17 protein-coding genes are annotated in these 21,329 nt (G+C 39.1%); 4 read left to right on the top strand and 13 right to left on the bottom strand.

The genetic code is table 11. From position 1 onward, the window contains the following. Positions 1-65 precede the first annotated feature (65 nt). Positions 66-221, top strand: coding sequence for an SPJ_0845 family protein (locus tag AC1F25_RS03115; RefSeq protein ID WP_002292066.1), 156 nt, complete (start codon positions 66-68; stop codon positions 219-221). A 77-nt stretch (positions 222-298) separates the two neighbouring features. Here AC1F25_RS03115 and yihA read toward each other — a convergent pair whose 3' ends face one another. The 7 genes from yihA to AC1F25_RS03080 all read right to left on the bottom strand — a co-directional run bounded on the left by yihA (position 299) and on the right by AC1F25_RS03080 (position 6,954). Beyond that, entirely contained in the window at positions 299-886 is a 588-nt protein-coding gene (yihA, locus tag AC1F25_RS03110; protein ID WP_002292067.1) for a ribosome biogenesis GTP-binding protein YihA/YsxC, read from the bottom strand. Between the two features lie 82 nt (positions 887-968). After that, the gene (gene clpX, locus AC1F25_RS03105) at positions 969-2,219 is read right to left on the bottom strand and encodes an ATP-dependent Clp protease ATP-binding subunit ClpX (RefSeq protein ID WP_002292068.1); all 1,251 of its coding nucleotides are present in this window, start codon (positions 2,217-2,219) and stop codon (positions 969-971) included. Between the two features lie 215 nt (positions 2,220-2,434). After that, complete coding sequence (tig, locus tag AC1F25_RS03100) at positions 2,435-3,724, bottom strand: trigger factor (RefSeq protein WP_002292069.1); 1,290 nt, start codon at positions 3,722-3,724, stop codon at positions 2,435-2,437. A 153-nt stretch (positions 3,725-3,877) separates the two neighbouring features. After that, positions 3,878-4,810, bottom strand: a complete 933-nt coding sequence (locus AC1F25_RS03095) for a hypothetical protein (protein WP_119364949.1) — start codon at positions 4,808-4,810, stop codon at positions 3,878-3,880. Positions 4,811-4,963: 153 nt separating this feature from the next. Further along, entirely contained in the window at positions 4,964-5,623 is a 660-nt protein-coding gene (locus tag AC1F25_RS03090; protein ID WP_002292072.1) for an RDD family protein, read from the bottom strand. A 2-nt stretch (positions 5,624-5,625) separates the two neighbouring features. Next, a complete protein-coding gene (gene sppA / locus AC1F25_RS03085) occupies positions 5,626-6,651 on the bottom strand; it encodes a signal peptide peptidase SppA (RefSeq protein ID WP_479994242.1) in 1,026 nt (341 codons plus the stop codon). 12 nt (positions 6,652-6,663) lie between these two features. Continuing rightward, positions 6,664-6,954 carry a hypothetical protein gene (locus AC1F25_RS03080; RefSeq protein ID WP_002297551.1) on the bottom strand — a complete coding sequence of 97 codons (291 nt, stop codon included), beginning with the start codon at positions 6,952-6,954 and terminating at the stop codon, positions 6,664-6,666. 407 nt (positions 6,955-7,361) lie between these two features. Between AC1F25_RS03080 and glmS the strand changes: the two genes are divergently transcribed. Beyond that, positions 7,362-9,167 carry a glutamine--fructose-6-phosphate transaminase (isomerizing) gene (gene glmS, locus AC1F25_RS03075; RefSeq protein WP_002306489.1) on the top strand — a complete coding sequence of 602 codons (1,806 nt, stop codon included), beginning with the start codon at positions 7,362-7,364 and terminating at the stop codon, positions 9,165-9,167. Between the two features lie 153 nt (positions 9,168-9,320). On the opposite strand, the gene AC1F25_RS03070 is transcribed toward glmS, so the two are convergent. After that, on the bottom strand, positions 9,321-10,130 hold the full coding sequence (locus AC1F25_RS03070; RefSeq protein WP_479994241.1) for an Rgg family transcriptional regulator: 810 nt from the start codon (positions 10,128-10,130) through the stop codon (positions 9,321-9,323). 179 nt (positions 10,131-10,309) lie between these two features. Here AC1F25_RS03070 and AC1F25_RS03065 point away from each other — a divergent pair, with 179 nt between their 5' ends. Next, positions 10,310-10,534 (top strand): hypothetical protein, encoded by a 225-nt coding sequence (locus AC1F25_RS03065; RefSeq protein WP_002306487.1) that lies wholly within the window; start codon positions 10,310-10,312, stop codon positions 10,532-10,534. Positions 10,535-10,872: 338 nt separating this feature from the next. On the opposite strand, the gene glmM is transcribed toward AC1F25_RS03065, so the two are convergent. The 4 genes from glmM to nifJ all read right to left on the bottom strand — a co-directional run bounded on the left by glmM (position 10,873) and on the right by nifJ (position 18,189). Next, on the bottom strand, positions 10,873-12,228 hold the full coding sequence (glmM, locus tag AC1F25_RS03060) for a phosphoglucosamine mutase (protein ID WP_002292085.1): 1,356 nt from the start codon (positions 12,226-12,228) through the stop codon (positions 10,873-10,875). A 23-nt stretch (positions 12,229-12,251) separates the two neighbouring features. Then, complete coding sequence (locus AC1F25_RS03055; RefSeq protein WP_479994240.1) at positions 12,252-13,424, bottom strand: CdaR family protein; 1,173 nt, start codon at positions 13,422-13,424, stop codon at positions 12,252-12,254. After that, positions 13,421-14,308 (bottom strand): diadenylate cyclase CdaA, encoded by an 888-nt coding sequence (gene cdaA / locus AC1F25_RS03050; RefSeq protein WP_479994239.1) that lies wholly within the window; start codon positions 14,306-14,308, stop codon positions 13,421-13,423. The genes AC1F25_RS03055 and cdaA overlap by 4 nt, the downstream gene beginning before the upstream one ends. Positions 14,309-14,496: 188 nt before the next feature. Continuing rightward, complete coding sequence (gene nifJ, locus AC1F25_RS03045) at positions 14,497-18,189, bottom strand: pyruvate:ferredoxin (flavodoxin) oxidoreductase (protein WP_479994238.1); 3,693 nt, start codon at positions 18,187-18,189, stop codon at positions 14,497-14,499. Between the two features lie 190 nt (positions 18,190-18,379). On the opposite strand from nifJ, the gene AC1F25_RS03040 reads away from it, so the two are divergent. Then, positions 18,380-18,901 carry a DsbA family protein gene (locus AC1F25_RS03040; RefSeq protein ID WP_002292093.1) on the top strand — a complete coding sequence of 174 codons (522 nt, stop codon included), beginning with the start codon at positions 18,380-18,382 and terminating at the stop codon, positions 18,899-18,901. A 118-nt stretch (positions 18,902-19,019) separates the two neighbouring features. Here the strand turns inward: AC1F25_RS03040 and AC1F25_RS03035 are convergent, their stop codons facing one another. Continuing rightward, positions 19,020-21,251: an ATP-binding cassette domain-containing protein gene (locus AC1F25_RS03035; RefSeq protein ID WP_479994237.1), complete on the bottom strand. Its 2,232-nt coding sequence runs from the start codon at positions 21,249-21,251 to the stop codon at positions 19,020-19,022. Positions 21,252-21,329 lie beyond the last annotated feature (78 nt).

Below are 21,329 nucleotides of genomic sequence, written 5' to 3'. Positions count from 1 at the left end.
CTTGGAAACCAATTTTAGGTATTACATGGTAAACTAAGTAAAAAAGGAACAAAGAGGTGTTCGCGATGGGATTGAAATTTGAACGTACAGACAATTTAGATAAACTTTTCGAATCATTTGCTGTCGATCCGGAAAAAACAGTTGCGCCAAAAGAAGAAATCGATCGGTTTCTAAAACCGCAACCACAAAAAGAAAAGAAAAAAGACAAGAAACAAAAGTAAGATAAGTTCTGCAAAAAAAAGACTTACCAGCCAAACTTTTATGGAAGAGTTTGACTGGTAAGTCTTTTTTATTCTTTTTATGATTCGATTGCTTGTTCGATTGCTGCCCATGCTTCTTCTTTTCCTTGTTTTGTAACGGAAGAAAAAAGAATAAATGTGTCATTATGATCAAAATCCAATGCTTTTTTGATCTCGCTTTCATGCTTGTTCCATTTACCGCGAGGAATCTTATCTGCCTTAGTAGCAACAACGATCACAGGGATATCATAATACTTCAAAAATTGATACATCTGGATATCTTCTTGAGAAGGCTTATGGCGTAGATCTACTAAAGAAACGACCGCACGTAGTTGTTCTCTGGTCGTTAAATATGTCTCGATCATCTTTCCCCATTTTGCTCGTTCAGTTTTGGATACTTTTGCATACCCGTATCCTGGAACATCGACAAAATGCAACGCATTCTCAATCAAATAAAAGTTCAAGGTCTGGGTCTTTCCAGGCTTACCGGAAGTACGCGCTAAATTCTTTCGATCAATCAATGTGTTGATAAAAGAAGATTTCCCTACATTTGATCTCCCTGCCAGAGCTATTTCCGGCAATTGTGTCTCTGGATATTGTTTTGGTGCCACTGCACTTATGATGATTTCAGCTTGATGGACTTTCATGGTCTCTCTCCTTAAAAAGGTGATGAATAAAGCAAGCGGCTGTCGTAAAAGCCAAAATGACTTTTACGGCAGCCTCTTCTCATCAACCCGCTTTTTTCTCTGAATCTTTATAGATCACTGTTGGCTCACCAGACAATTCAGCTGCTTCTTTGGTAATAATCACTTTTTCGATGTTTTCATTTGAAGGGATATCAAACATCACATCCATCATGATTTCTTCGATGATAGAACGAAGACCTCGAGCACCAGTGTTGCGTTCGATTGCTTTTTTCGCAATAGCTCTCAACGCTTCAGGTTCGAATTCAAGTTCAGTATCATCTAGAGAAAGAAGCTTTTGATATTGTTTGACTAACGCATTTTTTGGCTCAGTCAAGATCCGCACCAGATCATCTGTTGTCAATTTCTCTAAAGCTGCCATAACAGGTAATCGTCCGATAAACTCAGGAATCAATCCGAATTTCAGCAAATCTTCAGGGATGATATGTTGCATGACGCTTTCGTCTTCAGAAAGTTTTTGGTTTTGTGTACCAAATCCAATCGTTTTTTCGCCCATACGGTTTTTCACGATTGTTTCGATACCATCAAACGCCCCACCTACGATGAACAAGATATTCGTCGTATCGATCTGGATAAATTCTTGATGTGGATGTTTACGTCCTCCCTGAGGCGGAACACTTGCAACAGTTCCTTCTAGAATCTTCAGCAAGGCTTGTTGGACACCCTCACCGGAAACATCACGAGTGATGGATACATTTTCGCTTTTACGCGCGATTTTATCGATCTCATCAATATAGATGATCCCTTTTTCTGCACGTTCTACATTGTAATCAGCAGACTGGAGCAATTTAAGTAAAATGTTTTCTACATCTTCACCCACATAACCAGCTTCTGTCAAACTTGTCGCATCTGCGATTGCAAAAGGTACATTCAACGTTTTTGCTAATGTTTGTGCCAAAAATGTTTTCCCTGACCCTGTAGGTCCGATCAAGCAGATATTGCTTTTTTGTAGTTCAACATCATCTGTGTTCTCTTGTGCTTGCTGATTGACACGTTTGTAGTGATTGTATACAGCAACAGCTAACGAGCGTTTTGCGCGATCTTGTCCAATCACGTAGTTATTCAATACTTCAAGAATTTCTAGTGGTTTAGGGACTTCAGTGAATTCGCGTACAGCTTCTTCATAAAATTCTTCATCAATGATTTCTTTACATAGGTCGATACATTCATTACAGATGTAGACCCCTGGACCAGCTACGATTTTTTTCACTTCTTCTTGGGTTTTCCCACAAAAAGAACAGCGTACGGTCTCATTGCTACTTGGATTGTCATACATGGTCTTCACCCCTTAACTTGCAAAAAGTATGCAAGAAACTATCAGAGACTTTACAGTCTTTTATTATCATAACATAGTTTAGTAAAAAGAAAAAGTGTTTAACAAAGGATCGATTGACCTATATCTTTGTATATTTTCACGCTTAACAAAAAATAAGGGACTGTGACAACAAACATGTCACAGTCCCTTATTTCATGACCTGTATTACTTAATTTCTATTCTTTTGCTTCTGTCGCTGTACCCGTGATCAATTCGATTGCTTTTTTCATTGTCACATCATGTTCCAGCATATCTTCTGTCAACACGCGTTTGATTTGTTCGATTGGCATGTTGTATGTTTCTGATAATTCTTGGATTTCTGCATTGATTTCTTCTTCTGTTGCTTGAAGATTTTCAGCAGCTGCAATTGCTTCGATCACAAGATTTGTTCTTGTGCGCATTTCTGCTTCACCTTCGAATTGTTTATGCAAGTCTTCTTCTGTAGAACCAGTTAATTGATAGTACATTTCAGGAGAGATACCTTGACGTTGCATGTTGTTCAAGAATTCGTCCATTGAACGATGTACTTCATCATGAACCATCACGTGTGGCAATTCAACGATTTCTGCGTTTTCAACAGCCATACGGATTGCTGCTTCATCTTTTGCATCGTCTGCTGCTTTTTCTTTAGTTTCTACTAATTCTTTGCGATATTTTTCTTTCAATTCGTCTAATGTTGATACTTCGTCATCCACATCTTTTGCGAATTCGTCATCTAATTCAGGCACTTCTTTTGCTTTTACTTCATGGATTGTCACTTTGAAGACTGCTTCTTTTCCAGCAAGATCTTCTGCTTGATAATCTTCTGGGAAAGTTACATTTACATCTAGACTTTCACCTGATTTATGACCAACTAATTGATCTTCAAATCCTGGAATGAATGAACCTGAACCTAATTCAAGTGAGTAATTTTCGCCTTTTCCGCCATCAAACGCTTCGCCATCTACAAAGCCTTCGAAGTCGATTACTACTGTATCGCCATTTTCAGCTGCAGCATCTTCTTTGATAACTAATTCAGCTTGTGCTTCTTGTTCACGTTTGATACGTGCATCCACGTCAGCATCTGTTACTTCACGATCTTGTTTTTCAACAACTAGATCTTTATATTGTCCTAATTTTACTTCTGGTTTCACTGTTACTTCAGCAGTGATTACCCAGTCTTGACCTTTTTCCATGCTTTCAACATCGATTTTTGGTTGAGAAACAGGATCGATGCCAGCTTCTTTGACAGCAGCTTCATAAGCTTCTGGTAATACAGCATTCAATGCATCTTCATATAAAGCTTCTTCACCGTACATACGGTTGAATACTTGACGAGAAACTTTTCCTTTACGGAATCCAGGTACGTTCAAGCTTTTTTTCACTTTATTAAACGCAGTTGTTAATCCTTTTTGGATTTCGTCTTGCGCAATCGTAAATTTTAAAACACCATCATTCGTGCCTTTTTTTTCAAATGTTGCAGTCATTTAATTCCCTCCGAGTTTAGAAATTCATTTTATACATCAAAAACGTTTCATGCATACCTTTAAATAGTACACTAACCCTTTCAAATTGTAAACATATTGAATGGGTAGAATCCTTGTTTTTCATAACATTTTTATCTTTTTCACTGATAAAATCTAATGGAAGAAGATCATTTGCTGCAAAATTTTCTCTCGTTTTTTAAAAAAATTTTGTTTTTCATCTTCCGTACCATCATACATCGTTTTTCCTGTACATGCCTCTACAGTCAGTTGAAACCAACGCCTCGGGTCTTCAATGTATGTGTCATAGACAGGATAAACGATTGCAGATTGCAACGTAAATTCTTCTTTCAGCACCGAACTAAGTAGCGCATCTTCATTCCCATAATGGTCTGATAACACACACAATTGTCGATAACTTGACTGTTGCTGTGGCTTAGGCAAATCTTTGGGTATAACTTTGACTAGTTTTTCTTCAATCGTCAAATAGAAAACAGGGTTGCATTCATTCAATTGCCTGAGCGTCTCCAGCAATTTTGCCCTCGCTAAAATATGGACCTCTGGTAATACAATCAGTTTACTCGCTGTTTGGATAAACTCATGGTAAGGAAGCTGTTCGATCTCCTCAATAGACGACAGCTGACGTGCTGGTTCCAATGAAGGAAGTTCCTCCGATTTTTTATGGAGTGCCTTGATTTTTTGCCTCTCCATTTGGCCGGATAACTCTTCTGCAAATTGGATTTTTTCAATGATACGCTGCTCAAAAGATTCATAAAAATCTGTACTTGCTATCAATTTTCTAGCATATAAAAAATCTTGTGCACTGATTAACAAGTCAAAATAAAATTCAGCAAACTCCTCGTTTTGAAGATACTGTTTTTCATGTAAGAGTGCTTGTTTCAACGCTTCTTTTTTCTCGTCTAACTCATAAAGACAAAAAACAAGCAGGCTATTAGCCTCAAAGCTTTCTTTCAACTCGTAAGCACGTTGAAATAGTTCTTTTGCCTGCTGATATTGCTGGTTTGCTAGTGCTTGTTGGGCCACTCGCATTAAATTCTCATATTTTTCTGGAAAATCAATCGGCTTCACGCAGTGTCCTCCTCTTGCTTATGTTCAGCTCATGTTCAATAGTAGCAAAACAAAAAAAGCATGACAATTAAAAATAATCGAAGCATCCTCTAAAAGCTAGATTTTTGATCTGACTTTTATAAGATGCTTCAAACTACTGTTTTTTATGGATCATCAGCTGTTAACTTCTTGGTTGAATGCTTTGATCAGATTAATCGTAACGACACTTGTATTAGTGAAAAAATCTCCCAGATGCTGCTTTTTCTGATTAAAGATTGCTGGAAGATACCCTAACATCAGCAAAGGAAACTTTAAAATGAACCGGCAAGCACCTTCTCTAACTAAAACAGTTGACCAGCTAAGTTCTTCTTCATCAAAGCTGATGACTCGAATACCGAAGATCATTTTCCCAATCGTTTGGCCATGATTGAGTTTCGTCAATAAAACAAAATACGCTAAATAAATGAGTAATGCCGTGAATCCATAGAGACTCAAATACGAATCTGAAAAATTCAGCCAACCTAGATTTTTGGCAATACCAAGTGTTAAACGTGTAATAGCTCCGATACACAAAAGATCGATCAAGAAGGCAAACATTCGGATCAAAAAGCCTGCATAGAAATAATGAGGAAAATCATTTGCTTTTGGTGGTTCATTTTTTGTGTCAGTATACTTTTTCCATTTCCGTTGTTTCTTTTTGATTTCTTCTGATGTCATCGGTTCTCTTTCAAAAGAGCTCAGCACTTTTTGGGAAAAGCTTGGATCAGGTCCCACAGCAGGCTGCTGTTGCCTCTCTCTTCCTTGTTCCTTATTTTCGTTTGGAAGTTCCGTCATGCTTACTCACCTCCGTAATAATACATTGCTTTTGGTGATTCTGCAGTTCCGAGATTCTCAAGTATTGATAAGATCTGACTAGTTTCAGAAGATTTCAATCCTTGGAACTCTGCCAGTTTGCTCCCTAACCATGTGCTGGCAAATCCAGATGATGGGGAGGAATATTCTACTAATTCAGCATCTTCAAGCTTTTGTTCCTTTCGCATAGCTTGTAAGGCGTCTTCAGGGAATCCCAATTCATCAACTAAACCTACTTCTTTTGCTTGGACACCATCATAAATCCTTCCATCTGCTATTTTTTTGACTGCTTCTTCAGATTTATTCCGTCCCTCGCTAACGATTCTTACAAATCGTTGATACGCACTATCAATATACGCTTGAAGCACTGCTTCCTCTTCTTTTGTCTCTGGGCGTGTTCCTGATCCCATATCTTTCAACGCGCCACTTTTCACTGTTGTGTCTTCCACACCCAGTTTTTCTAAAAGCCCTGAATAATTCAATCCTGACATGATCACACCAATTGAACCGGTCACTGTTTCTTCGGTTGCAAAGATTTTATCTGCTTGAGCAGAAATATAGTAACCACCGCTAGCTGCCATGTTTTTCATACTGACATACATCGGGATATCATGTTCTTTACGGATCGTATCTAATTTCTTAGCGATTTCCGCACTTTCATAGACACCGCCACCAGGAGAGTTTACTTCTAAAAAGATTCCTTTAACTGTTGGATCTTCTTCCACAGCTTTCAGTTGTTCCATGAAAGTTTCATGGTTATAACCTTCAGAAGCAAATAAGCCAGAAGATCCTCCTGCAGCAATCGTTCCATCTACTGTCAGTTTTACGATTTTTTGCGTACTGTCTCCCTCTTCCAACACATTTGGTACTAACTCTTCATCCCCGTATAACCAACTGTTCAACCCTTCGACTTGATTGTTTTCCTGAGGGTTAGTCAAACTCGCCGAAACTAACGAAACCACAAATAATCCCGCAGCAATCAGAACTGCTGCCCAACGTTTTTTATTCATTCTTTCTCCTTTCTAATACAAGTTTTTTATGACGATTACAGTTTCTGACTGCTCGGAAGCGTCGAACCGCTCTGCTTTTTCTTCACGCGCATACCCGGAAAATGATTCTTTTGTCCATTCATCTTCTACCGTAAACTCTCGCGCTTGGACAACTTCCAAGGCATCAGGTGCGATTTCCTGGATGCTATCCCAACCAGTATCTAAAAATATTTTTGTATCATCTGATACACCAGCTGATGCTTCAAATTCGGACAATTGTTTTTTTAACATTCCAAGTGTCATGATTTCAATTTTTGAATCCATTTTTCTCCTCCTTCATCCTATTACTTTCTATTGTACCGAACTCCTGAAAAAGATGATAGACAAAAACCGATTATTTTTTGATACAAAACGCACACCCAAAAGGCAATTTGATATATACCAATTTATTTTTATTCTTTTTTTGTTGACAAAAACATTCGCAAAAGGGTATGATTTTAAATGTTTCCAGATAAAAAACAAAAAAGGAGGATAGTTATACCTTTTAGGATAGCGCCTGGTCTGTGTAAACAGATGACGAGGAGAGGGTTTATCGAAAGATTCGGCGGATGACCCTAGGGACTGCACTCTACAGAAGATCCACAAAAAGTATCTGCAAAGATAAAACAAAAGGATTTTCCTGCAGCTGGAAGCATTCATACGAATTCATTATAGAAAGTAGGATGTTTTTTATGTGCGGAATTGTTGGAATGATTGGATTAAAAAATGTAACACCAGGATTGATTGGCGGGCTAGAAAAATTGGAATACCGCGGTTATGATTCAGCTGGCATCTTTGTCTCAGATGGCACGACAGATCATTTAGTCAAAGCACAAGGCAGAATCCAAAATTTAAAAGATAGAATAACTTCTGATACTACAGGAAATATAGGCATCGGCCATACACGTTGGGCAACCCACGGACAACCATCTGAGGAAAATGCCCATCCACATACTTCACAAAGCGGGCGTTTCGTGCTTGTCCATAATGGCGTGATCGAAAACTTCGAAGAACTTAAAAATGCTTATTTAACAGATGATCACTTTATCGGTGAGACAGATACTGAGATTATCGCTCATCTGATTGAAACTTTTGCGAAGGATATGACGGCAAAAGAGGCATTTTTAAAAGCTTTGCGCGTCATCAAAGGTTCTTATGCTTTCGCTTTGATTGATCGTACAACACCTGATGTGATTTATGTAGCGAAAAACAAAAGCCCATTGTTAGTCGGACTTGGTGATGGATTCAATGTAATTGCTAGCGATGCAATGGCTATGCTTGCTCATACGAAGAAATTCGTCGAGGTCGAAGATGAAGAGATGGTTACCGTTACATCAGACAAAATTATTATCCAAAATTTTGCGGGCGACATTATGGAACGTTCTTCATTTGAAGCGCAAGTAGATGCTTCAGATATCGAGAAAGGCACCTATCCTTTTTATATGCTGAAAGAAATCGACGAACAGCCTATTATCATGCGCCGTATTGCTCAAAAATACGTAACAGAAGACAATCGGGTCCCTCTTGATCCAAAACTGATCGATACATTATCTGACAGCGATCGAATCTACATCGTTGCTTGCGGAACTAGTTACCATGCGGGATTAGCTGGTAAACAGACTTTGGAAGAATTGACACAGATTCCTGTCGAGGTTCATTTAGCCAGTGAATTCGGCTATAACACACCTCTTCTTTCACAAAAACCATTCTTTATTTTCTTGAGTCAAAGTGGCGAAACAGCGGACAGTCGGCAAGTGCTGGTAAAAATCAACCGTCTTGACTATCCTTCACTTACGATTACAAATGTTGCTGGCTCTACTCTTTCGCGAGAAGCATCCTTCACCCTATTGTTGCATGCCGGACCTGAGATTGCAGTAGCATCAACGAAAGCTTATACTGCACAAATAGCAGTACTGACTTTATTAGCCAAAGCTATCGGTGACAAAAAAGAAGTAGAAACTTCTCTTTCGTTCGATATCACTCATGAATTGAGTTTAGTCGCAAATGCGATGGAATCAGTCATTGCCCAGAAAGATTATTTAGAGGAGCTGGCTGCAGAATACCTCAGTGACACAAGAAATGCTTTTTATATCGGACGCGGGGCAGACTACAACGTTTCTCTTGAAGCCGCTTTGAAATTGAAAGAAATCAGTTACATCCAGGCAGAAGGTTTTGCTGCTGGTGAATTGAAACACGGAACAATTGCTTTGATTGAAGAAGGAACACCCGTGATCGGAATCATCAGTGAAGAAGTGACTGGCGCGCATACTCGAGGTAATCTGAAAGAAGTCGAAAGCCGTGGTGCTAAAACATTAGTTATCGTCTCAGAAGGATTAGAAAAGGAAAATGACCAACTAGTACTGCCAGCAGTCCACCCTTATCTGTCTACTCTTGCTACAGTCGTGCCGACTCAATTACTTGCCTATTACGCCACACTGTTACGAGGGTTTGACGTTGACAAGCCACGTAATCTGGCGAAATCAGTGACAGTTGAGTAACGTTTCTGTACGGGAAATCATTTGATTTTTGCAGTCTTTTGTAAAAAAATAAAAGCATAGTATGTACCGAACACCAAAAAATTTGATTTTTAGTGTTCGGTATTTTTATTTTATTTCCCGTTTACTTTTTAAAACCTCGTTTAAATAAATCGTTCACTTTCTCTGTCTATAATATTGGAGTTCCTTTAATAATTTGGCTTTTAATTCCGTTTCTTCAACTACTTCAAGTAAATCAAACCCTTTTTGCATTAATTTTGTATCGTTTTGGCAGTACCCCAATCTTACGAAGATTATGCCTAGAAAATCAGCTCGTTTTGCTCGTTTCGCCATATCTTTTGCTAGATTCAACGTGTATCGGCCATCTTCTACAAGATTTTTTTGTATATATATTTGAGAGATATTCATCAAAAGTGTCAGCCTTACTGTATCGACAACATCCAATCGATTATATCTATCAAGCGTAGCTAATAGAATAGGATACATTATTTCTAACGTGCTGATTTCTAGATGAAATGAAATGATCGCAAATATTTGAATATCTCTTAATGTCCACACCTCTATTTTTGAAAGCCGCTGCCAAATCGGAGTCACCAACCCTTTGAATTCTGTTTTATCAAAGTCTATAGGATCAGCAGATAAATACAAGCGTAAAATCAACAGGATTTCTTCTATTTTTTTATCTGAACAAGTAGATGTAAATTCTAAACATCGTCTATACAACTTTCTTATCTGTGCACTTTCTGTATTTGAAATAATAGAATAAAAATCCTCAATAAGCCTTGTACGATTATCTCTATTATCTCTATTCTCTATATTTGCCAAATATCTAAATTCATCTAAAGATACATCTATCCTCTCTAATAAATAACAAGCATTTTCAAACCTTGGCTCCGTCTCATTTTTTTCAATCCGCGAAAGAGTTGTCCTATCTAAAAAATCATTACAATCTTCTTTTTGAGTCATTCCTTTCCCTTTCCTTATAAATCGATACATTTCGCCAAACCTCAATTTTTTCTCCCTCCAAAATTTTTGTGAGCTTATGCAACAAATCTACCAAAAACAATTAGATGATTATAAAATATAAGGGTAACAAAGAAACTATTATACTTATATTATAACAAAAACAAAATGGAGGTTGGCCTATGATAAGAAAAATGCTTATTATTTTTGTCACTACAATTGTTGTTTCCTCACTCGTCCTGACTTCTACTGCAATCGTCTCCCTTGCTTCTGAATTAGATACTACCACTATCAAGCCTGATGTTTACAAAAATGATAGTTATGAAGATGCTAACGGCAATAGAGGGACTGGTAGAATAACCTTGACTGAAGCACGCTGGAGTTCTACCTATGATTTTCGATGGTAACAAAATTAACGCTCTTACGCTGGTCTATTCTCTTTTTTGATAGTATAGTTGCTTCTCTTGTTTTGTACTTCCTTATTGTGGACGGGCAAAACTATTATTACGTCTATCTATTGGCTCAAATTCCTAGTTATATTATTCTTGATCATATCCACAAAAAAATAGGATTAAAAGCAGATAAAGCACGCAAACGTGCTATTTTACTAGTGATGTTGAGTTTTTTCATCTCTTACATTGGTATAATATTTCTTACACAATATGTTTTTAAATAAAAGAAAAAGCAAAGACCAGCGACGAATAACCGTCACTAGTCTTTGCTTTTTCTCTTCTACCTTAGGTTCTTAATCTAGACCGATTTCTTCTTTGACTACTGCTGCGATTTTATCGACATAGTAATTGACTTTCTCATCGGTAGGCGCTTCTGCCATCACACGAAGTAATGGTTCTGTGCCGGAAGGGCGAACTAGGATTCTACCTTCTGACCCCATTTCAGCTTCTGCTTCTTCGATCACTTTTTTAATTGCTGGAACATCCATCGCACCATTTTTATCACTTACACGGATATTCACTAATTTTTGCGGATAAATCGTTACCTCTGCTGCAAGCTCAGATAATTTTTTACCCGTCTGTTTCATAATATTCAACAACTGAATTCCTGAAAGCATCCCATCACCAGTTGTGTTGAAATCTAAGAAAATCATGTGTCCAGACTGCTCGCCACCAAAATTATAATCGTTTTTGCGCATTTCTTCTACAACATAACGATCACCGACTTGTGTAACGACATCTTTCAGACCGATTCCTTCTACCGCTTTGTGGAAGCCTAAGTTGCTCATCACAGTTGTAACGATGGTGTCTTTTTTCAAGCGATTTTTTTCTGCTAAGTATTTAGCACAGATAAACATGATTTTATCACCATCGACGATATTCCCAAGTTCATCTACCGCGATGATGCGATCGCCATCGCCATCGAAAGCTAGACCAGCGTCCGCTCCTTTTTCAACGACCATCTCAGCTAAACGTTCTGGATGCGTAGAACCTACCCCATCATTGATGTTTAAACCATCTGGATTTGTGCCCATTGTATAGAAATCTGTTTCAAGATCAGCGAACAAACGATTGACACTTGTTGAAGTTGCTCCGTTTGCTGCATCGACACAAATCGTCAAACCGGAAAGATCGCCATTGATCGTTTGAACAAGGAATTGAGAATATTTCAATAAACCTTCTGGAAATTCTTCTACAGTTCCCAAACCGTCAGCTGATGGACGAGGCAATTCATCTACTTCTGCATCCAACAATGCTTCGATTTCTAGTTCTTGATCATCTACTAATTTAAAACCGTCTGCACCAAAAAATTTGATTCCATTATCCTGCGCTGGATTGTGAGAAGCAGAGATCATCACTCCTGCACTTGCTTTTTGTAACCGTGTCAGATAAGCAACACCTGGCGTAGAAATCACACCTAGTTGGAACACTTCGATACCCACCGATAAAAGTCCTGAAATCAGCGCTTCTTCTAACATTTGACCTGAGATTCTTGTATCCCGCCCCACTAGTACGCGTGGGCGTTTTCCTTCTTCTTCATGCTGGCTTAGGACATAACCTCCGCATCGTCCCAGCTTAAATGCAAGTTCTGGCGTAAGCTCCTTGTTGGCTTCACCGCGGACGCCGTCTGTTCCAAAATATTTACCCATAGTTGTAAAATTACTCCTTTAACTTAATTTTCCGAGGAATTTGTTCTGCTCATTTGTGTTGATTCGCTTGTTTGCGACGTTTCTTCTGTACTCGTGGATGAACTGCTTGTTGCAGATTCCGAACTAGAAGAGATGGACGTTGTTGTTGAAGGTACCGTTACTGAATCAGCAGATGTGGTGCTTGTACTTATATTTGTATCTTCTTGTGTCCGACTGCTCGTCGAAGCGGAGCTGCTGCTTGACGTTTGCATTACGGGTGTAATCTCCACACTGACTGATTTAGGTTTGATACTTAGTCCTTCTTCTACTGGTATTTCGATTTTACGAGTTGTTCGATGACTGATTCCTGAGACATTGATTGGTACAACGATACTGTCGCCGATTGACGCAAGCAAATCGCTAGATCCGCTTACTTCTGCTTCCAGGTCTGAAAAACTGAAATCATAGCTTTTAACCCCAGCAGCCGGTGTTCCTTGTTGCGTCCCATAAAGTCGTACCGTTTTGCTTGGTTTGATTGCATCAGCTTTCACAGTTACTTGCACTGGATCGGAAATGATACTTAATATTTCTCCTGCTGCGTTCAGCGCTTGTATCGGCACTTCACTATTGATTCCATCATCCGTGACCATCGAAGCATCTACATCAGCTACTACTCGTTTGATTTCGGCCAACGTTTTATCACCTGTAGTGATAGAGACTTTTTTAGGACTAACGGAAGTATCATCCAGCTCATATCCAGATGGTGTGATCGTTGAAGGAATCAATGTTTCCACATCGAAATCTTTTGTCACCTTTTTCTCAACCGTTACTGTAATAGTTGCTGGTTCCATCTTTGCTGTGACAGCACTGCTCAAGTTCTGAATTTTCAGCGGAACTTCATGTGTTCCTTCGCCAAGCTTAGTGATATCTGCAGTGATGCGAAACATCCGTGTATCTTCGTTTGCTTCTGCATTCAACTGGACTCGGTTTGCACTGGAAAGTTTGACCGTCACTGTGTTTTCATATCCATGGATATAATAGCGTTGCGAATCATAAGAAATTCTGATTGGCACACCAGTGACTGTTTGATTATACGCTTCATTTCCAGAAAGCGTGTTTTGAACGGACTGTCCATTTGCATTGAAGTACAGTGCAATACTGAACAGCAATGCAATAAAACTGTAAAGAATGCTTGTCCGTTTCTCTTTTGAGATCATTTGCGATCCCCTCCCTTAGTCATACCGTCTAGGAAAGATTGAATCACGTTTTTCTTATTTTTTGTTTTCTCTTCAGCAATTAATTCTCTACGCAAGATTGCCAAATATTCTTGCTGGGATAAGCTAGCCATCAGTTCATTATCTAACGTGATGCTGACGTCCCCGGTTTCTTCAGAGACAACGATGGTGATCGCGTCGCTGACTTCGCTTATACCGACAGCTGCCCGGTGTCGAGTCCCGAATTCTTTAGGGATCAACATACTTTCTGATAGAGGAAGATAGGCACTTGCTACTGCGATCTTTCCTTCTTTTACAATAACTGCACCATCATGCAGCGGTGTATTAGGAATAAAGATATTGATCAGCAGCTCCCCAGTGATATCTGCATCTAAAGCAATCCCTGTCTCAATATACTCATCTAATCCAGTATGACGTTCGATAGTGATCAGCGCACCGATTTTTCGCTTGGACATATATTGGATGGCTTTGTCAAAAGACAAGATCATCTTCTCATCTTCCTGCTGTTCGCTTTTTGATTGTTTGAAAAGCGAACTGCGTCCAAGATGTTCCAGTCCTCTCCGGATTTCCGGCTGAAAAATCACGATAGCAGCTATCACCCCGTACGTGATGACTTGGTTCATCAGCCAAGACAAGGTGTGCAGACCAATGATTTCTGCTACGATTCGGATAACAATAAAAATAGCTACACCTTTCAGAAGCTGAATCGCTTTTGTGCCTCGCAGCAGTTGGATCAGTTTGTATACAAGATACCAGACAACCAGAATATCAAGTATGTTCACCAAAAAATTCAGAGAGAACAAGTCACCGGAAAACATTTGCTGCCAATAGTCCAAATTAAAAAGTTCCCCGATTTGAAATGACATAAAAAGCCTCTCTTCTCTTTTGAGATTTCCTCTCTAGTATATCATATGTTTTAATTTTAGAGGCTGATCTACTCGTTTTTTTCTTGAGAAAAACACATAATTTTCAAGAAAATTACAAGTATGCGTTTTATTTTTCTCTAGAATAAAAATTTTTAAACCTCAGAGAATTATTCATTACATTTTTTCTGTTATTTTTCACTTTTTTCTTCTGTAACGTGTTCCATTTTTTTACGTCGTTCTGCTCGAGCGGCTCTTCGGGCAGCTCTTCTTTCTTCCGCTTCAAGATCCGTCGTTTTTTCTTTTCTCGTCTTAACGACTACATCAATGGACTCTTCTGGTTCAAGTCTTTTCTTGATTTTTTCTAATTCTCCTGACAGTGCAGCATAGTTGTAAAAACGTTTTTTAGCATCTTGGACAGTCTTTTCAAATAAAGCTTTTGCAAGATTTGGATTTGCGTTCTCTAGTGAAGAAAAGCGAACCTGTTTCCTCATGAAATCAGGCATAGTAGAGAAATCAGGTTTTTTGTAGTCCAAAGTCATTGGTTTCTTGTTTTTTTCGACCATTGTAGGGTTATATCGATATAATGACCAATAACCAGAAGAAACAGCTTCTTTTGCTTCTTTAAGCGATTCTTTCATTCCACCAAGCAAGCCATGTGTGATACAAGGTGTATAGGCAATAATCAGAGAAGGACCAGGATACTTTTCTGCTTCTTCAAATGCTTTGATTGTCTGCATTTGATTGGCCCCTGAAGCGATTTGTGCTACATAGACATTCCCATATGTCATCGCCATCATCCCTAAGTCTTTCTTTGAAGCATATTTTCCACTAGCTGAAAATTTAGCGATTGCCGAAGCTGGTGTTGCTTTTGAGGTTTGACCGCCAGTATTGGAATAGACTTCGTTATCCAAAACAAGGATATTTACGTCTGCTCCGCTAGCAAGTACATGATCGATCCCGCCAAAACCAATGTCGTAAGCCCATCCGTCTCCGCCAATCATCCATTGGCTGTTTTTTACGAATAGATCTCTTCTCTTGTATATATCTTCCAGTTCAGGGACAATTGATCGTTCATTTTCGATCGCTGCTTGCAGTTTTGCTGCTCTTTGTTGCGTTCCTTCACTCTCAAAGAGATGTTCCAACCAGTCTTCCATCAATTCTCGCAGTTCTTCTGACACTTTTGGCAATACTTCTTTGATTGAATTTGCCAAAGCCTCACGACGAGTCTGTGCCGCCAGAAGCATACCATAACCAAATTCAGCATTATCTTCCAATAAAGAATTTGACCATGCAGGCCCTTGACCACATTCGTTTGTCGTATAAGGCGAAGCTGGAGAGGCACCGCCCCAAATAGAAGAACAGCCTGTCGCATTCGCAATCATCATTCGATCGCCGAACATTTGTGTCAATAATTTTACATAAGGTGTTTCGCCACAGCCTGAGCAAGCGCCTGAGAATTCAAGAAGTGGTTGGTTGAATTGTGTCGATAAAACCGTATTTTTCCCTTTCACTGGATTTTCTTTTTGTCTTAGCGTCATCGCAAAAGCCCAATTCATAGCTTGTTCTTTCTGTTCTTCATAAGGTTTCATCACTAAAGCTTTGCCTTTTGCGGGACAAGCCTCTACACACAGACCACAACCTGTACAGTCTTCCACTGAAACTTGGATACGGTATTTTACGCCGTCTGCGCCTCTCATTTCTCTCACGATAAATCCTTCTGGTGCTTCTTCCATTTCCTCTTCATCTGCTAAAAATGGACGGATGGCAGCATGTGGACACACAAAGGCACATTCATTACACATCGTACAGCGATCACTAATCCACTCAGGTACTTCTAAAGCGACACCTCGCTTTTCAACAGAAGCCGTTCCTAAAGGCATTTCGCCAGTTGTCATTCCATTTGCTACAAGCGTACCAACAGAGAGATGATTCCCTTCCTGCGCATTCACTGGCTCAAGGATTTCTTGTACATACCCCTTGTTCCTTTTATTGATTTTTTCAGGCATCTCCAATGTTTTCCAATTTTCTGGAATCACAACTTCATGAAGCAGTTCGATTGTCCGATCGATTGCCTGTATGTTTTTTTCTACGATAGCCATTGATTTATGCCCGTAGCTTTTTAGTGCTTCTTCTTTTAGCAACGGAATCACTTCATCAAATGGAATGATGTCAGCTAATTTAAAAAATGCTGTTTCCATTGCCGTATTGATCCGTCGTCCCAAACCAACTTCTTGGGCCAATCTCATGGCATTGATCGTATAGAACCGAATGTTATTTTCAGCCAAGTAACGTTTTAATTTTATGGGCAGATGCGTTTCTAATTGTTCGTCACTCCAAAGAGTATTCAGTAAAAAGATTCCACCTGGCTTCAATCCTTTGACTAAGTCATAGCTATGCAGGTAAGCTGGTGTGTGACAAGCAACAAGGTCCGCATGCTCGACAAGATACGCTGAACGTATCGGCGTATCTCCAAAACGCAGATGAGAGACAGTTAGACCGCCAGATTTTTTCGAATCATAATAAAAATAACCTTGAGCATATTTGTCTGTGTGATCCCCGATAATCTTGATGGCTGATTTATTTGCACCAACTGTTCCGTCAGATCCAAATCCCCAAAACTTTGCCTGGAATGTTTGCGGTTCTGTTAAATCTAGACTTTCTTTTGTTTCCAAAGATTGATAAGACACATCATCCACGATCCCAATGGTGAACCGTTTTTTGCGTATACTTGGATCTTTTTGCAATTCATCAAAAACTGCCGAGATTTGATCGGGTGTCACATCTTTCGAACCTAATCCGTAGCGACCACCAATAATAGCCGGGCGAAATTCAGAATCATATAACGCACTTTGAACGTCTAATAAAAGGGGTTCTCCCCCTGCTCCTGGCTCTTTACTTCGATCAAGAACAGCGATTGCTTTTACTGTATGAGGTAACTTTTGCACAAATGTTTCCACTGGAAAAGGTCGATAAAGATGGATATTCAAAAAACCTGTTTTCCGTCCGTTTGCATTCAAATAATCAACTGTTTGCTCAATCGTCTGTGCAACTGATCCCATCGAAACAATGACCTCTTCTGCATCAGCTGCTCCGTAATAAGTCACCAAATCATAAGAAGTACCTCGTAATCGATTAATCTCTTTCATATATTTTTGTACGATTGCAGGTAACTTATCATAATACGGATTGATTGTTTCCCGTTGTTGAAAATGAATATCTGGATTCTGGTTCGTGCCACTAACTGTCGGATGATTGGGATTCATCCCACGTTTACGAAAAGAAGCTAACTTCTCCTGATTGACCAAAGGAGCTAATTCTTCATATTCCAAAACTTCGATTTTTTGAATTTCGTGACTCGTACGGAACCCATCAAAGAAATTCAAAAAAGGCAATTCGCCTTCAATGGAAGCAAGATGGGCAACAGGTGCCAAATCCATCACTTCTTGCACACTGCTTTCAGCTAGCATCGCAAACCCTGTTTGTCTTGCAGCCATCACGTCTCCATGATCTCCAAATATATTTAAAGCATTCGTCGTCACTGCCCGACTAGCAACGTGAAAAACACTTGGCAGTAGTTCCCCAGCAATTTTATACATATTCGGTATCATCAAAAGCAACCCTTGTGAGGCGGTATATGTAGTTGTCAGCGCACCAGTTTTCAGTGAACCGTGAACCACGCCAGCTGCTCCTGCTTCGGATTGCATTTCCACTACTTTTACTGGTTGACCAAATACATTTTCTTTTCCTGCTGCTGACCATTGATCGACTAATTCAGCCATGGTCGAACTGGGCGTTATCGGATATATTGCAGCAATCTCGGTAAAAGCATAAGAAATATACGTGGCTGCCGTATTGCCGTCCATTGTTTTCATTTTTCGCATGATTCATCATCCTTGTTCATATTCTCTCTTATTATCTGTTCCATTATAACGTAAAATATTCCATTTTTTCTTTTATTTAGAAAAATATTTCACATACGTCTATTTCAATCATTTTTTTAGAAAAACAATCTAAATCGTTGCCTTTTTTTGTCAGACATGTGTAAACTATAACCGAAAGAGGTGTTTTTACATGGATATATCAGTGATTGATGCAACAAAAACAACTACAGAAAAAGGTATTACTTATGGTTCATCAGATGCTCCTAAAAAAATGATCGAATTCATCAATTTAGCTTGCCCATATTGCCGACAATGGTTTGAAGAATCTCATGAGCTATTGGAAGAAGCCGTCCAAAGCGGTCAATTACAGAGAGTGATCAAATTATTCGATAAAGAAAAAGAAAGCTTGCAGCGAGGAAACGTGATGCACCGGTATATCACGATCAGCGATGGACAACAAGCAATCAAAGAGATCAAACAAATATTCGATACTCAAGACGAGTGGAAACATCTTTCGCTCCAAGGAGTAGCGGATTTTGCAGCAGATAAATTAGGGCTGGCAGAACAAAAAAACGAACAGCTGAGCCAAGCTATCATCAACGAAGCTGAGCAAGCACATATTCGATTTGTTCCAACCGTCATCTTGGGTAAAGAAATCTTTGATGAATCTATTTCAAAAGAAAAACTAAAAGAATTGATCCAAGCAAAATAAAATAACAAGGGGGCTGTGACAAAAGTCTTGTCACAGCCCTTTCCTAGTATGTTTTTTCCGAATAAACGGTGTTCCAGAAGTAGCTTCTGTCACAACCTCTCCACTAAACAGTATTCAATCAGATATAGTTTCCAGTGATTGTTTGTGCGTTCTTTAATCCTCCTGGAATCCCTTCATAAAGGATACTTCCACCACCAGATCCACCTTCTGGTCCAAGATCAATGATCCAATCAGCACTTCGGATCACATCTAGATTGTGTTCAATAACAATGACCGTGTTCCCTTTATCCACTAAGTTATTGATAATTCGAATCACATTTTCGACATCTGACATATGCAGTCCTGTTGTTGGCTCATCTAGAATGTATATCTGTCCATTTGTTTTCAATTCATTAGCTAATTTCAGCCTTTGTGCTTCTCCGCCAGATAAGGTGTCCATCGGCTGTCCAAGAGTCAGATAACCAATACCAACTTCTTTTAGATTCTCAAGCTTTCGCTGGATCTCTTTCTCATCAAAAAATTCAAGTGCTTCTTCTATGGTCATATCCATGACTTCTACGATATTTTTTCCACGATAACGATAATCCAAAACAGCTGGATCATAACGTTTCCCATGGCAATTTGAACAAACTACCTCTGATTTGTCCATAAAGGATAGATTAAGCTCGATTACACCCATTCCTTTGCATTCTGGACAAGCCCCTTTAGAATTGTAGCTGAAATATCCAGCATCAACTTGATTTTCTTTACCAAAAGCTTTCCGAATGTTATTCATGATCCCACTGAATGTGGCTGGATTTGACCGTTTGTTCGTATGAATTGGATTTTGATCAATAAGTAGGCTTTCTGGAAAGTCTTTTACAAATACTTGATTGACCAATGTACTCTTGCCAGAACCAGCTACCCCTGAAACAACGGTAAATACACCTTTAGGGATTTCTAAGCGAATATTTTTTAAATTATGCAAAGAGCTCTGGCGGCTAATAAAGGTTTCTGAAAATGTCCGTACTTCTTTTTTGATTGGTAATTGATGTCCCAAATAGTTTCCCGTTAACGTACCAGAATCCAGTAACCCATCATAATCCCCAGTATACATGATCTCACCGCCGTGACTTCCAGCATAAGGTCCTACATCCACGATATGATCGGCCACCTTGATGACATCAGGATCATGTTCGACTACCAGAACTGTATTCCCTTCATCTCGGATTTTTTTTAATAAATCATTAAGTAGATGGACATCTCTAGGATGCAATCCTGTACTTGGCTCATCAAAAATATACATCATATTAGTCAAACTGCTAGCTAATTGCTTCACCATTTTTACTCGCTGTGATTCCCCTCCAGATAAACTTGAAGTCTCGCGTGTCAATGTCATATAGCCTAATCCAATATCAATCAAATCTTGGATACGTTTTTTGATACTGGCAATCAACGGATGACGCTCTTTGTTATCTAACGTTTCTAGTATTTGTAATAGTGAAGATAATTCTTTTGCGGTCAAATCGTATATATTATAACCGTTTATTTTAGAGTTTAGGACTTCGTGTGAGAAACGTTTTCCTTGGCATTCTGGACAAGTGTCCATTTTGGTATACGTCTCCAGAACCTTTGCTGTTTTTTTCGTTGTTTCTTTTTCAGTATGGACATTGGTTCGCATGAATCGAGTGACAATCCCTTCATACGTCACATTCATATCTCCCGCACTTGGTATATTGATTCTCTCTGCTTTTCCATACAATAATCGATCGTATTCTTCTGATGTGTATTCGGAGATTGGTTTGTTTGGGTCGAATAAACCAGTCTCTGCATACATTTTCCAATACCAAGTTCCTACCGTGAAATTGGGAAGCAAGATTGCTCCTTCATTTAGTGAGCGTGTCACATCTACGGCGGCATCGATATTCAATGTTATCGTTTTTCCAATTCCTTGGCAGACAGGGCACATACCTTGAGGATCATTAAATGAATACGCGTTGGCATAACCTAATGGCGGTTCAGCAAAGCGTGAAAATAAAATTCGAAAAAGTGCCTGAATATCCGTTGCAGTACCTAAAGTGGATCGAGCATTTCCTCCCAGTTTCTTCTGATTGATCAAAACAGCCGTGGATAAATGCTTGATCTCATCAATATCAGGTCTGCTATATTTAGGCAAAAAATTACGTGCAAAACTATTAAAAGTCTCATTCAGTTGTCTGCCCGCCTCCTGTGCAATCGTATCAAAAACAATAGAAGATTTGCCAGACCCTGATACGCCAGTAAAGATGGTAATTTTATTTTTTGGGATACGCAAATCAATGTTTTTCAAGTTGTTTTCTCGTGCATGAATCAATTCAATATACTCTGTCATCCTTGTTTCTCCTTTAAAATCGATTTTTAAACAAATCTATGGCGAACAACGGGCAGTAATAGGGATTTATAGTTTGAC

It is taken from the genome of Enterococcus sp. M-BR2 (assembly GCF_056612775.1).
This window is presented reverse-complemented; position numbering and strand designations above follow the sequence as displayed.